This window comes from Accumulibacter sp. (genome assembly GCF_029255125.1).
Taxonomy (GTDB): domain Bacteria; phylum Pseudomonadota; class Gammaproteobacteria; order Burkholderiales; family Rhodocyclaceae; genus Accumulibacter.
Window position 1 is genome coordinate 1 of sequence record NZ_JAPUVR010000116.1, and the last position, 14,595, is coordinate 14,595.

Sequence of the window (14,595 nt, forward strand, 5' to 3'; positions counted from 1 at the left end):
AGAACTTGCTTCGCTTGCCATCGAGCGCGACGCGTTTCATGGCGAATGGAACTACCGGCTGATACCCCGGAACAATGACAAATAGCTCGTATTGTTCAAGTTATTTTTGCTTGCGTCCTAAGCGGGCGAGACCCGTCGGCAGCGCTGACCGCGCAGCCGGCAACACGAGCCCGTCATCTGCGCGGGCCGTTGCTGCTCGCGTAGCGCATCAGCTAGAACGCACCAGCCGCATCTGAGCACTGGGCGACCACGCCGGCCGGCGCGCCATCGATACAGCCCGGGTCAGCCTCGTCGAGGAAAGGATGCGCCGCGCCGCGCGTCCACACAGCGTCTGCGCGTGCCGGCAGCGCCCGCGACGCGGTCGGTCTTCCCGCCGTCAACAGTTCGGACAAACACCGTAGACAGTGAGCTCTGCTCGCTCGAACCGGAAGCCCGGGGGTAGCGTCGCAGCGAGCGTCGGCGAGGTAGTCTCGAGGCAAAAGACTGCTCCGCAGCGCGCACACTGAAAATGGGCGTGGCTTCGGCCCTCTTCAACGGTTGCGTTGAAGCGCCAGATGCGGTCGCTACCGGCCACACGATGCGCCAGACCATGGGTCACCAGCCAATCGAGCGTGCGGTATAGCGTCACCCGATCGTGCGCAATGCCGGCAGCGGCGAGTGCCGCACCGACCTCCTCGTGCGCCAGCGGCTGACTGGCGCTACACAGCGTATCGAGGACGGCGGTACGCGTGCGCGTGACTCGCCCGCCACGCGCGGCAATCCGCTGCGAACTGCTGGGTCCGACGACTGACGCCAGACCATAGGGCGACGCCAAACTGTCGCCGCGCTCCGAACGGCCAGTGGCGGCGCGCTGATTCGGTGGAATCGACTCAACCCTCGGCGCGTCGCGCTGCTCCGCTGCCCCTTCCCGCCCCGAGTTGTTGGCACTCGCTCCGCTTGCCCAGCCAGATCGCATACTCGCCCATTCGCTCTGAAAGCTGCTTGCCCTTGACATCGTCCTGAGGCGAATTATGCGACCTTCCGCTGCCCGGGCTCAATCCGCTATCGCTGATGGACACCCGCCGTCACAGCACTGCGCGCGAGGAGAGCAACGTGCGCTGTCCTGCGCTCGAAGCGCTCGCGCTCGCTCAGCCCGATCGCCCTTCGAGTCGGCACACCTGGCGAACTGAACTGCCGGAAGCGAAAGTTGCTGCCGCTTTCATGGCTCGGCGTCCGTCTCGCGTACGCCATACTCGCTGTCCAGCTTGTTCATGTAGCGCGCGTACCACCAGATGATCAGGACATAAACGATTGGTGCCCCCTGCGCCCCCATGTAGAAGCCGAGGGGAAAGCCAAGGATGACGATGTCCGCGAGTTCACGCGCATAGAAACTGACCACGAAGGTGACGATGAACCAGATCGTAAGAAGGACCGCCGTCATCTGCAGATTGCGTCGCCAATAGCTTTCGCGCCCGGGCCGGCTCATCCCGCGCGCTCCCCGCTGCCTTGCGCGCGCGCCGTCGTCCAAGCTGCTGTCCGGCCGCGACCAGGCATCAGGCGTCGCCTTCCGGATGGCGAACGCTCTCGACGAATTCCTGGGTTTCCCGGCTGGGCGGGCTGCCGATCAGGCTGACGGCAATGATCGTCAGGAATCCGGCAGCCACTCCCCAAACACCAGCAGCCGTCGACTGAATTCCCAGCCAGGGCTCCATGCCTATCCCCTGTATACCTAGCCATGGAATGTTGTCGAACTGGACACGCACCATGTAGTAGATGGTCACGAGCAGACCTACCAGCATCCCGCTGATCGCTCCCACACGATTGGCTCGCTTCCAGAAAACGCCGAGAATCAAGGCCGGAAAAAGCGCCGCGCCGGCAAGGGAAAAAGCCCAGGCGACCATGAACAGGATCGTTGCCGGCTTCTGCGAGGCTACCGTCGCAGCCAATACGGCAACAACCAGAAGGAGCGACTTGGAAACGACCAAGCGCCACTGGGTCGAGGCTTGCGGCCGGAAGACCTTGTAGTACACGTCGTGCGACAGCGCGCTGGCGATGGTCAGCAGCAGACCATCGGCGGTCGACAACGCGGCGGCCAGCGCACCAGCGGCCACCAGCCCCGAAATGACGTAGGGCAGACCGGCAATCTCGGGCGTAGCAAGCAGGATTACATCGGGATTGAGCGCCAGCTCTGCCAGTTGGAGGAGACCGTCGCCATTGACATCTTCGATCGAGACCAGGCCGATCTTGCCCCAGGCACTGACCCAGACGGGCAGTTGAGCAATCGAGGAACCGACGAGCGTGGTGTACACCTCGTACTTGGCAAAAACGGCATAGGCCGGCGCGGTCAGGTAAAGCACGAGAATGAAGAAGAGCGACCAGAACACCGAGGTGCGCGCTTCTCGCACGCTGGGCGTCGTGTAGTAGCGCATGAGCACGTGCGGCAGCGCCGCGGTGCCCACCATCAGGCAGAAGACGAGGCTGAGGAAGTTGACGCGTGCGGTATCGTTCGCCGTTTCGCCGGAGCCAGGATAGGGCGTCACATGGTGTTCGGGCGCGCTGGCGCGCTGCCCGGATTCGCGCAGCAGGTCTTCCCAGTACTTGCGTGCATCCTCGCTGGTTGCGGGAAGTTCCCGCCGCTGGCGCTCGAGCGCAGCGACCTCGCGCATCTGGGCGTTGCTGCTCTTCAACGCATCGATCTGCTCGGCGAGACTACGTCGTTCGTCAGCCAGTGACTCGGGCAGCGTCAAGATTCGCTGGTAATAGGCATCGGCACGCTGACGAAAGTGCTGGCGAGCGTCGATCTCTGCGGGGTCGGCGAAGATCTTTTCCTCCAGCACCTGCACCTTCTGGAGAACCTGTCCGTAAGTGAGCTGCGGCAAGGGGATGCCGGTCACCTGATAGGAGAGGATGGTCACCGGAACGAGGTAGGCGACGATCAGAATGGCATACTGAGCAACCTGCGTCCAGGTGACGGCACGCATCCCACCCAGAAACGAGCAGACAAGAATGCCGGCAAGTCCGACGAAGACGCCGATTTCGAACTGCAAACCGACGAAGCGGCTGGTGATCAGGCCGACGCCGTAAATCTGGGCAACGACGTAGATGAACGAGGCAAGAACGGTCGCGAAGACGCCGACCAGTCGCGCCGGGCTACCACCGTAGCGCGCGGCAAGGAAGTCGGGAATGGTGAACTGGCCAAATCGCCGCAAATAGGGAGCCAACAGCAGCGCGACCAATACGTAACCACCGGTCCACCCCATGACGTAAGCCAGGCCCTGATAACCGGAAAGGTAGAGCGTCCCGGCGAGCCCCATGAAGGATGCTGAACTCATCCAGTCGGCACCGGTCGCCATCCCGTTGAAGACCGCCGGCACTCGTCGGCCGGCGACATAGTACTCGGAGACGCTGGCCGTGCGCGCCAGAACGCCGATCGTTGCGTAGAGGAAAATGGTCAGGAAGAGGAAGGAGTAGCCAACCCAGCGTGGCGGCATGCCGTAGCGCTCGAGAATGGCAAGAACCAGAATGAAGACGAAGAAGCCGGCCGTGTAGAAAGCGTAGTAACGTCGCAGCGGGGTCGTGTATTCAGCCATTGGCGATCGACGCTAGACACTCTGGTGCATGTGGCGACGTGCTTTTTCGACCTCGAGCAAAGCGGCCGGCGTGTCAAACCCCTTGCGCGCCGCGCGCGCGATCGTGATCTGCAGCAACTTGGCAGTCACGTAGGCATCCGAAACGGGATGATGCCGCTGGATGCTGTCAATGTCGAAGTGCATCAACCAGTCGTCGAGACGACTGCGCGCCTCGACTTCACGGAAAAGGTCCGACATCACCCAGTCGAGATCGATCCAGGGCTGGCGCCAAACGATGCCCAGTGTCGCTGCCAGCGTCTGCTCGACCAGTCTGGCGGTAAAGGCCGCGTGATAGGCAACGAGTGGGGCCTTGGCCGTGAAACCGAGAAACGAAATCAGTTCATCGATCAAACGCCCCTCCGACGACGCGCGCGCCGCGCCCTGCTGTGAGTCGTCCGCCTGATGCCCAGGCGCAAGCGACGAGAGGTCCACGTACGCAGCATCGGCAAAATCGATCAATCCGTCGACGACGGCCACACTGCCCAGTGTCTGCAGGCAGTCGCTGTTCGCACCGGCCGCTTCGACATCGATGACGACGTAGCGCGAGCGATAGTGCGAACGCCGGAGGTCGGCTGCCGGCAACTGCTCCCAGGCAGCAATCGCCTGCTGCTGCTCGGCCGCCAAGGCAGGCTGACGCAGGTCGGGTGATGGGAAGAAGCGGGAGTACCAGGCCATGCGGATCAGAGTTGATAGTCGATTTTCAGGCGCGCCTGCAGCTTGCGAGCCTGGCGGAACGCTTCCTTCAGGATCCGGCGTTCGATTTCGTTCAAGTCGTCCGGGCTAACGAAATTGTCGCCGGCCCGCCCTTGTTCCTGTTCGAAATGCTGGTGGCGCAAACGTAGCAGTTGCAGAAAATTGAAACCTTCGATGCTCGCTGCCACATCTTCAGCCGGGATGTTCATCAAGGCACCGGCCCGCTTCAAGCGGTGCACGGTGTTGGTCGCCTCGACCTGGCGGGCCAGGGCAAAAACGCGCGCCGCATCGGTGAACAGGCGAACCCCGAACTTCTTCAAGTCGATGCAGCCGGGATGATCGGGATCGCCGTCGGTAACAAAGTCGCGAAAGCGCCCGAGCGGCGGCGCAACGCTGAGTGCGTTCTGCGCCAACATGCGCAGGAAGAGCGGATTTCCCCGCGTCTGGCGAAGCAGTGACAGGCGCAGGCGATGCGCCAGATTGAAGCGGCCATGCAGCGGCCGAAAGTCAAAGAAGATCGTTGCATTGAGCAGCGCCTGCGGCTCCGGAGTATGTATCCACTGGGCAAACCTCTCCTCCCACTCGTCGATGGTCAGGCAGAGGTCGGGGTTGCTCGCCATGATGTTGCCCTTGCACAACGGGAAGCCACACCTGTCGAGATCCTCATTGACCTCGCGCGCGAACTCGATGAAGCGCAGTTGCGTCTGCTCGCGGTCCATGATGTCGGTACACACGAAGACGATGCCATTGTCCTGGTCCGTGCTGAACGTCTGCTCGTCGCGTCCCTCCGAACCAAACGAGAGCCACGCCCAGTCAATACCGTAGAAGTCGTGACGTTCCAGATTGAGGCTGATGATGCGCCGCGTCACCGTATCGTTCAGCGTCGAAATGAACTGTGTGATCTCCTGCGCGCCGACCCCCTCGGCCAACATCGTCAGCGCCAGTTGGCGTACGTCGGCGCGTGCATGCTGCAGAACCTGAATGCTGGTTGCCGCATCGATCGCGTGCCGAATCTGGCGCAGACCGGCGCCTTGCAGCTTGAACAGATCGCGCTCGGAGATCACCCCGCGCAGACTGCCGCCTTCGTCCACGGCGAGCACGTGGCGAACCCCGTGCATCGCCATGACGAGCGCCGCGTCGTGCGCGTTGGCCGCCAGCGGCAGCGTCTGCGGCGACCCCGACATCACGCTGGAAATCGGCTGGTCAAGCGGAACACCTGGCAGGACGATGCGTTTCAGCACATCCGACAGCGTGAAAATGCCTATCGGATGACTCGCTTCGTCCACCACGACCATCGAGCCAAGATGCTGTCCGGCCATCGTTTCGACGACCTGGCGAATCGTCGCCTGGGGTCCAACGGCAACGGGTTCTCGCTTGACGATCGCGGTCAGCGGCGAGTTCATCGTCTTCTGTTCGGATGCGCGTTGAGCGAACTGGAGCTGCAGTTGCTGGCGCGACTGGTTGAGCAGACCGGCGATGTGTTGCGTGCAGAAGAGGTTGAACGCGGTGCTCTTTTGGGTCAGCGTGAAGAAATCGTCTGACGGCAACTCGTAGCAGAAGACATCTTCGCGCGCTACGTAGGCATTGGCCGACGGACGTTGGGCCATCAGGGCGCCGATCGAGAACGCCTGGCCCGGCCCGAGGGTAACCGACGAGTACTCGACGTTGGCAAGCGGGCTGCCTGCCTTCACCCGCACCCGGCCACATTGAACGATGTAGAGACTGCGCGCGACGCCCATCTCGCTGCCGAGGATCTGCGCGCCTTTTGGGTAATGCGCCAACTTGGCGCGCTCGGCAATGAAGCGTACGGCCTCGACTTCCATCCGGTCGAAAGGCGGGTAGGCTTGCAGGAAGCGGATGCACGCCGAAATCAACATCTCAGTCGCACTATTGGCCATTCCTGTTCCCTGGCTTTACCGGCCGGCCGGCGTCTCCGGCGCCGGTCCGGAAGTCTGTTGCTGTTTGCCCTGACGCTTGCCGCACGGGTAGCGGCCTGCCGCGCCAGCCGTGCGGGGCCAGGGTCAGGCGCCCCTGACGCGCCTGCCGTGCGCCAGGGATTTCCGGGGCTGGGCGCGCACCGCGCCTAGCCCCCTTGCCTATGGTCAGGCTACCCCTTCAGTTGATCGAGAATAGCCGGGTTTTCAAGCGTTGACACATCCTGCGCAACCGTTTCACCCTTGGCCAGCGAGCGCAGCAGGCGGCGCATGATCTTGCCCGAGCGCGTCTTCGGCAGGTTCTCGCCGAAACGGAGATCCTTCGGCTTGGCGATCGGACCGATCTCGCGACCGACGTGATCCTGCAGTTCCTTGATCATGTTCTTGGCCGCTTCACCAGTTGGCCGGGCGCCTTTGAGCACGACGAAGGCGCAGATCGCTTCACCGGTCAGGTCGTCAGGACGACCGACCACCGCCGCTTCGGCAACCATCGGGTGCGAAACGAGAGCCGATTCGATCTCCATCGTACCCATGCGGTGGCCGGAAACGTTCAGAACATCGTCGATGCGACCGGTAATCGTGAAGTAGCCGGTATTCACATCGCGCACCGAGCCGTCACCAGCCAGATACAGCTTGCCCGCGAAGTCGTCCGGATAGTAGGACTTGCGGAACCGCTCAGGGTCGCCCCAGATGTTTCGAATCATCGCCGGCCACGGACGCTTGACGACCAGCAGGCCACCTTTGCCCCAATCGAGTTCGGTGCCCGTTTCGTCGACGACAGCCGCTTGAATTCCCGGGAAAGGCAGGGTGCACGAGCCGGGAACCAGGGGCGTCACACCAGGCAGCGGCGTAATCATATGGCCACCCGTCTCGGTCTGCCAGAAGGTATCGACGATCGGGCAGCGACCGCCGCCCACTTTGTCGTAGTACCACTGCCAGGCCGCCGGATTGATCGGCTCGCCGACCGTTCCCAGCAGACGCAACGACGAAAGATCGTACTGCGCCGGCGCAACCGCCGGCGTGGTATCGGCCGCCTTGACCAGCGAACGAATCGCCGTCGGCGCGGTGTAGAAAATGCTGATCTTGTGCTCCTGGATCATCTTCCAGAAACGCCCGGCATCGGGGTAGGTCGGGATGCCTTCGAAAACCATTTCGGTCCCGCCGCAGGCCAGAGGCCCGTAGGCGATGTAGGTGTGGCCGGTGACCCAGCCGATATCCGCCGTGCACCAGAAGAGGTCGTGCGGCTTCAGATCAAAGGTCCACTTCATCGTCAGAATGGCGTGCAGCAGATAGCCCCCGGTCGAGTGCTGAACGCCTTTCGGCTTGCCGGTCGAACCTGAGGTATAGAGCAGGAAGAGCGGATGCTCGGCCCCCACCCATTCCGGCTCGCAAACGTCCGACTGTCCGGCAATCACGTCGTGCCACCAGACATCGCGGCCCGACACCATCGTGCACGGGCCACCGGTACGCTGGAAGACGATGACATTCCTGATCGACTCGCAACCGCCCAGCGCGATCCCTTCGTCGACCGCCGGCTTGAGCGGAATCTTCTTGCCGCCACGGCATTGCTCGTCGCAGGTGATCACCGCCACCGCACCCGCATCGTTGATCCGATCGCGTACCGACTGCGCCGAGAACCCGCCGAAGACTACCGAGTGGATGGCCCCGATGCGGGCGCACGCCTGCATGGCGACGATCCCTTCGATGCCCATCGAGATATAGATGATGACGCGGTCGCCCTTCTTGATGCCGAGCGCGCGTAAGCCGTTGGCAAACTGACTGACCTGCGACAGCAACTGCGAGTAGGTGACGCGCTTGACCTCGCCGCCGTCGGTTTCGAAGATGATCGCAACCTTGTCGCCCAGACCCGCTTCGACGTTGCGATCGAGACAGTTGTACGACACGTTCAGCGTGCCGTCGGCAAACCATTTGAAGAAAGGAGAGTTTGATTCATCGAGCACCTGGGTGAACGGCTGCTTCCACGAGACGTGTTCACGAGCCAGGCGAGCCCAGTAGCCCTCGTAATCGCTGGCGGCCTCGGCGCACAGCGCCTTGTACGCATCCATGCCCGATATCGTCGCCTGTTTGACGAACTCGGCGGACGGCTCAAAAAATTTTACGGCCTCGTTCAGTGACATGTCGCATCTCCCATGCAGAATATTGTGTTGGAGGAGTGAAGGAGTCAGGACAGCAAGCGGAAAAAACCGAATCCACTCAGGATGTATTGTGCGCCCGGCCTGAGGCGGCAAGCGAACAGACGCCGGCAGCCGCACAGTCGGTCGCGTCAATGCCAAGCGATTAAACCCCCGCTTTCTTACACACCACTTACGGGGCGCGGAACGGCGGCAGGAGAAAGGCCCTTTTTGGTGCTAGAATCCGGCGTCCCGAACCCTCCGAAGAACTGCCAATGGCCTCTCTGAAACCTACCGTGGACCGGCTCGAGATGTTCATCTTCTGGAGCCGGTGGCTACAGGCGCCGCTCTACCTCGGCCTGATCATCGCGCAGGGCGTCTATGTCTATCTCTTCATGGTCGAGCTCTCGCATCTGATTCACAACCTGTTCTTCAGCAGCACGCGGATCAACGAAACCGAGGTGATGCTTGTCGTCCTCGGCCTGATCGATGTCGTGATGATCGCCAACCTCTTGATCATGGTAATCATCGGCGGTTACGAGACCTTTGTCTCCCGGCTTGACCTGGAAGGTCACCCAGACCAGCCCGAATGGCTCTCGCACGTCAACGCCGGCGTACTCAAGATCAAGCTGTCGACGGCGATCATCGGTATTTCGTCGATCCACCTGCTGAAGACCTTCATCAACGCCGGCAACCTCAACGAGCATACGATCAAGTGGCAGGTCGTCATCCACGCCCTTTTCCTCTGTTCTGCCCTGGCCATGGTCTGGGTCGATCGGGTGATGACGCAGACCCTGGCGATGAGCAAGCAGCAGCACGCCGGCCAGCACTGACACGAGCACCGCAGCGGGACTCGCCCCGCCAAACCTACCGGAGAGCGCCTGAAATGACAACTATCAAGCAGGAAGATTTTATCCAGAGCATCGCTGATGCGTTTCAGTACATCAGCTACTATCATCCGCTCGACTACATCAAGGCGCTGGGCGCGGCCTACGAACGCGAGCAAAGCCCGGCCGCCAAGGACGCCATCGCACAGATTCTGACCAACAGCCGGATGTGCGCCGAAGGTCGGCGTCCGATCTGCCAGGATACCGGCATCGCGGTCATCTTCCTCAAGGTCGGCATGGACGTCCATTGGGATGCCACGCTGTCCGTCCAGGAAATGTGTGACGAGGGCGTCCGCCGGGCGTACAACGACCCGGACAACAAATTGCGCGCCTCGGTCCTGCTCGACCCCGCCGGAGCACGTCGGAACTCGAAGGACAATACACCGGCCGTCGTGCATTATGAGATCGTTCCTGGCCATCATGTCGAGGTCATCTGCGCGGCCAAGGGCGGCGGCTCGGAGAACAAGACGAAGTTCTACGCGCTCAATCCGTCCGACTCGATCGTGGACTGGGTGCTGAAGACCGTCCCCACGATGGGCGCCGGATGGTGCCCGCCGGGGATCCTCGGCATCGGTATTGGTGGTACACCGGAGAAGGCGATGCTGCTGGCCAAGGAATCCCTGATGGCGCCGGTCGACATCCATGAGCTGATCGCTCGCGGGGCAGGCAACCGCGTCGAGGAACTGCGGCTGGAGCTTTACGAAAAGGTAAACGCGCTCGGCATTGGCGCGCAGGGACTCGGTGGCCTGACGACGGTCCTCGACGTCAAGATCCTCGACTACCCGACACACGCGGCAAGCCTGCCGGTCGCCATGATTCCCAACTGCGCGGCCACCCGACATGCGCATTTTCACCTCGACGGTAGCGGCCCGGCCCACCTGACTCCACCCGATCTCGACGAGTGGCCCAAGGTCAACTGGACGCCGAATACCCAGGCTTCAACGCGGGTCAATCTCGACACCTTGACGCCGGCCGAGGTCGCCGCCTGGAAGCCAGGACAGACATTGCTACTCAACGGCAAGATGCTGACCGGGCGCGATGCCGCACACAAGCGAATTCAGGACATGCTGGCCAGGGGCGAGAAGCTGCCGGTCGATTTCACCAACCGGGTGATCTACTATGTCGGCCCGGTCGATCCGGTACGTGACGAGGTGGTTGGTCCGGCTGGACCGACAACGGCGACACGCATGGACAAGTTCACCGAGATGATGCTTGCTCAAACCGGGTTGATTTCGATGGTCGGCAAGGCCGAGCGCGGGCCGGCAGCGATCGAGGCGATTCGCCAGCACAAATCCGCCTATCTGATGGCGGTAGGCGGCGCGGCATATCTCGTCGCGAAGGCCATCCGGGCAGCGCGCGTCGCCGGGTTCGCTGACCTCGGCATGGAGGCGATCTACGAATTCGAAGTGCGCGACATGCCGGTCACCGTCGCGGTCGATTCCAACGGCACATCGGTGCACAACACGGGTCCGCGCGAATGGCAAGCCCGAATCGGCAAGATTCCGGTCGCCGCTGGTTGAGCCTTTGGGCACGAAACCGACGAGCCGGCCGCGCGCCGGCTCAGATATTGTTGATGCCGGTTTCCGGGTCGCCGAATGATCGGGGTTTTTGATAGCGGCCTTGGCGGGCTCTCGGTGCTCGCGGCAATCGCTGATGGATTGCCGCGCGCCGACCTGGTTTACTTGGCCGATACCGCGCACGTGCCCTATGGCGACAAGGACGATAGCTTTATCCGCCACCGTGTTCTGCGCATCGGCACCCACCTGGTCGACCAGGGTTGCCGAGTCGTCGTCGTCGCCTGCAATACGGCGACCGCCGCGGCGGTGTCGGCTTTCCGCGAGACCTATCCCGAGCTGCGCGTGGTCGGCGTCGAGCCGGGCGTGAAACCGGCGGCAGCCGCCTCGCGCAGTCGACGGATCGCCGTTCTAGCGACGGCGTCGACTGCCCGCAGCCAGCGGCTGGCACAACTCATCGAGCGCCACGCGACGAGCGTCGAGGTTCTCGTCGAGGCGTGTCCAGGCTGGGCGACGCGGGTCGAGGCCCTGCGCTTGACCGACGGCGACTTCGTCGACGAAGCGCACCGTCATCTCGACCCGCTGCTCGAGTCCGGCGTCGATCAGATCGTCCTCGGCTGCACGCACTACGCCTTCCTGCGGCCGACGCTGGAACCTATCGTCGCCGGCAAAGCGATGCTGGTCGACGTGGCGGAAGCGGTCGCCCGGCAGTGCATCCGCCTGGCCGACGCGCCTGCCGCCGGTGGTGGGAGGCTGACGCTCGCCGCCACCGCGCAGCCCGAGCGTCTGCAGGCTGCGCTGCCGGCGCTCGGCTTGAAAAGGCTTGCCCGCCGCCTGGCGCAGCCAGCGCACCTCGTTATTGCATGAGATGATCGGGAAACGATGACCACCCTAGAGGCGAGCGACAGCGAAGGCGCCCTCCAACCTGTAGATATCCAACGCGATGTCGCCAGGCGACGCACTTTCGCCATCATTTCGCACCCCGACGCGGGCAAGACCACGTTAACTGAGAAGCTGCTGCTCTTCGGCGGTGCCATACAATTGGCGGGCACCGTCAAGGGACGCAAGAGCGCCCGCCACGCCACTTCGGACTGGATGGAAGTGGAAAAGCAGCGGGGCATCTCGGTCACCAGCTCGGTGATGCAGTTCGAGTACCAAGGGCACACCATCAACCTGCTCGATACGCCGGGCCATGAGGACTTTTCCGAAGACACCTACCGCGTGTTGACCGCAGTCGACGCTGCGGTGATGGTGATCGACGCAGCCAAGGGCGTCGAGGCACAGACGATCAAGCTGCTCAACGTCTGCCGGATGCGCAACACGCCGATCATTACCTTCGTCAACAAGCTCGATCGGGAAGTACGCGAGCCGTTTGACCTGCTGGAAGAAATAGAGCGTGTCCTGGCCATCGAGTGCGCGCCGATTACGTGGCCGATTGGCATGGGTAAGACCTTCGGTGGCGTCTATCACCTGCTCGACGACCGGCTGCTGCACTTCGCTCCCGGCGAGGAGAGACGCAGCGAATCGGCCTGGCTCGAAGGCTTGGCGAACCCGCTTCTCGACGCCCGATTTCCGGGAGAGATCGGACGGCTGCGCGAGGATGTCGAGCTGATTCAGAGCGCCAGCAGCCCCTTCGACCTGGTCGGTTTCCTGGCTGGGCACCAGTCACCCGTTTTTTTTGGATCGGCGATCAACAACTTCGGGGTGCAGGAAGTCCTCCAAGCCCTGCTCGACTGGGCGCCGTCACCACAGGAGCGCGACGGCGGTAGCCGCTTGGTTCATCCCGCAGAAAGCAGCTTCAGCGGCTTCGTGTTCAAGATCCAGGCCAACATGGACCCCAAGCATCGCGACCGCATCGCGTTTTTCCGCGTCTGCTCGGGCCGTTACGCGCCTGGAATGAAGGTGAAACATCTGCGACTCGAGCGCGAGATGAAGCTGGCCAACGTCCTCACCTTCATGGCCAACGAAAGGCAGTTGATGGAGGACGCCGTAGCGGGCGACATCATCGGAATCCACAACCATGGCAATCTGCACATTGGCGACACCCTGAGCGAGGGTGAGGCGCTGGCCTTCAAGGGCATTCCGTACTTCTCGCCCGAGCTCTTCCGCGTCGCGCGCCTGCGCGACCCCTTGAAGAGCAAGCAGCTACTCAAGGGCCTGCAGGAACTGGGCGAGGAAGGCGCGATCCAGGTGTTCGAGAACGTGGCGAGCGGCGCACTCCTGCTCGGTGCGGTGGGTAGCCTGCAGTTCGAAGTGGTCGCACACCGCTTGCAGACCGAGTACAAGGTCGATGCGATCTTTGAAGCGGCAGACATCCATACCGCACGCTGGCTGACCTTTCCCGACGCGACCACCCGGCGCAACTTCGAACGCGAACAGTTCCAGCGTCTGGCAAAAGACGTAGACGGCAACCCGGTGTACCTGGCGAGCACACGCTACAACCTCGAAGTCACCAGTGAAAAATGGCCACGCGTCGGATTCCACAGTTCACGCGAGCACGGCCAATTGTTCGCCTGACCAAGCGCTTGCAGCGACGGCGCAGCGAGGCAACGCTCTTGCGCGGCTGATCCATCGCGCACCAGCTCGCTGCTTGCCGTTTGCCCAGGTAGGCAAGGTACGGTTACCTGGCGCTTGGCCGCGCAGCGCCTGGTTGTCGGAACCTAGGCGTCGACCGCAACGGCCTGCGCGAGGAACTCGATCTTTTTCTGCAAGTCGTCGGCGGAATCCGGAAAGCGCTCGGCAATGCGCCGGAAGTCCTCCTGAATCCGGACGAACGCATCGACCATATCCGGATCGAAGTGCGTGGCACGGCCCTTGACGATGATCTGTACCGCCTGCTCGTGCGACATTCGCTCCTTGTAGACCCGACGACTGATCAGCGCGTCGTACACATCGGCGATGGCCATCAGGCGCGCGGATACCGGTATGCGATCGCCTGACAGTGCTTCCGGGTAGCCACTGCCGTCCCACTTTTCCTGATGGTAAAGCGCGATTTCCTTCGCGATGGTGAGAAACTCGACCGGCGTCCCCAGCCAGTCTTCGGCCAGTTGAATAGCGTCGCGCCCGAGCAGGGTGTGACTCTTCATGATTTCGAACTCGGCAGGTTCGAAGCGCCCGGGTTTGAGCAGAATGCGGTCGGGTATTCCCACCTTGCCGATGTCGTGCAGCGGCGCCGACTTGAAGAGCACCTTGATGTTCTGCTCGGTGAGAAAATCGGCGAAACGCGGGTGCGCGCGCAGGCTCTCGGCAAGCACCTTGACATAGCGCTGAGTGCGCAGAATGTGTTTACCGGTCTCGGCATCGCGGGTTTCGGCCAGCGACGCCAGGGCAAGGATCGTGACATCCTGAACGGCCTCGAGGTCGCGCGTCCGGCGCTCGACCTCCGCACGCAAGAAGTCATTCTTGCTGCGCAGAAAATCAGCGCTGCTCTTCAGCGAGAGCTGCGTGGCAACGCGCGCGAGCAGAATGGGAGGACTGATCGGCTTGGTAATGTAATCGACCGCGCCTAGCGCCAAGCCCTTCTGTTCATCCTCCAGTTCCGTCCGGGCGGTAAGAAAAATTACCGGAATGTCGGCCGTTCCGGGATTCGCCTTCAGTCGCCGACAAACCTCGTAGCCGTCGATATCGGGCATCATCACGTCAAGCAGAATGAGATCGGGCGGCGCTGCGGAGGCGGCAATCTGGAGCCCGCGGTCACCCCGGTTGGCCACCTTCACCTTGTACGTCTCTTTCAACAAGGCTGACATCAGGGCCAGGTTGTCGGGCGTGTCGTCGACGACGAGAACCGTTGCCTTTTCGTTGAAGTCGAGAATCTCCATGCGTCTCCG

General features: G+C 62.4%; 11 protein-coding genes. 4 read left to right on the forward strand and 7 right to left on the reverse strand.

The window, feature by feature from the left end:
• Positions 1–376: 376 nt before the first annotated feature.
• The 6 genes from Q1L59_RS12005 to acs form a co-directional block, all read right to left on the reverse strand.
• Positions 377–814 (reverse strand): transcriptional repressor, encoded by a 438-nt coding sequence (locus tag Q1L59_RS12005; protein ID WP_300332505.1) that lies wholly within the window; start codon positions 812–814, stop codon positions 377–379.
• 384 nt (positions 815–1,198) lie between these two features.
• Complete coding sequence (locus tag Q1L59_RS12010; RefSeq protein WP_300332507.1) at positions 1,199–1,465, reverse strand: DUF4212 domain-containing protein; 267 nt, start codon at positions 1,463–1,465, stop codon at positions 1,199–1,201.
• A 67-nt stretch (positions 1,466–1,532) separates the two neighbouring features.
• On the reverse strand, positions 1,533–3,569 hold the full coding sequence (locus Q1L59_RS12015) for a sodium:solute symporter family protein (protein WP_300332509.1): 2,037 nt from the start codon (positions 3,567–3,569) through the stop codon (positions 1,533–1,535).
• A 12-nt stretch (positions 3,570–3,581) separates the two neighbouring features.
• Positions 3,582–4,283, reverse strand: a complete 702-nt coding sequence (locus Q1L59_RS12020) for a hypothetical protein (RefSeq protein WP_300332511.1) — start codon at positions 4,281–4,283, stop codon at positions 3,582–3,584.
• A 5-nt stretch (positions 4,284–4,288) separates the two neighbouring features.
• The gene (locus Q1L59_RS12025; protein ID WP_300332512.1) at positions 4,289–6,199 is read right to left on the reverse strand and encodes a DUF294 nucleotidyltransferase-like domain-containing protein; all 1,911 of its coding nucleotides are present in this window, start codon (positions 6,197–6,199) and stop codon (positions 4,289–4,291) included.
• Between the two features lie 209 nt (positions 6,200–6,408).
• Positions 6,409–8,373 carry an acetate--CoA ligase gene (gene acs, locus Q1L59_RS12030; protein WP_300332514.1) on the reverse strand — a complete coding sequence of 655 codons (1,965 nt, stop codon included), beginning with the start codon at positions 8,371–8,373 and terminating at the stop codon, positions 6,409–6,411.
• A gap of 269 nt (positions 8,374–8,642) precedes the next feature.
• On the opposite strand from acs, the gene Q1L59_RS12035 reads away from it, so the two are divergent.
• The 4 genes from Q1L59_RS12035 (at position 8,643) to Q1L59_RS12050 (ending at position 13,285) form a co-directional block, all read left to right on the forward strand.
• Positions 8,643–9,200 (forward strand): TIGR00645 family protein, encoded by a 558-nt coding sequence (locus Q1L59_RS12035; protein ID WP_300332516.1) that lies wholly within the window; start codon positions 8,643–8,645, stop codon positions 9,198–9,200.
• A gap of 53 nt (positions 9,201–9,253) precedes the next feature.
• Positions 9,254–10,774: a fumarate hydratase gene (locus Q1L59_RS12040; protein WP_300332517.1), complete on the forward strand. Its 1,521-nt coding sequence runs from the start codon at positions 9,254–9,256 to the stop codon at positions 10,772–10,774.
• Between the two features lie 75 nt (positions 10,775–10,849).
• Positions 10,850–11,635, forward strand: a complete 786-nt coding sequence (gene murI, locus Q1L59_RS12045) for a glutamate racemase (protein ID WP_300332519.1) — start codon at positions 10,850–10,852, stop codon at positions 11,633–11,635.
• A 15-nt stretch (positions 11,636–11,650) separates the two neighbouring features.
• Positions 11,651–13,285: a peptide chain release factor 3 gene (locus Q1L59_RS12050; protein ID WP_300332521.1), complete on the forward strand. Its 1,635-nt coding sequence runs from the start codon at positions 11,651–11,653 to the stop codon at positions 13,283–13,285.
• A 143-nt stretch (positions 13,286–13,428) separates the two neighbouring features.
• On the opposite strand, the gene Q1L59_RS12055 is transcribed toward Q1L59_RS12050, so the two are convergent.
• Entirely contained in the window at positions 13,429–14,586 is a 1,158-nt protein-coding gene (locus Q1L59_RS12055) for a two-component system response regulator (protein WP_300332522.1), read from the reverse strand.
• Between the last annotated feature and the right edge of the window lie 9 nt (positions 14,587–14,595).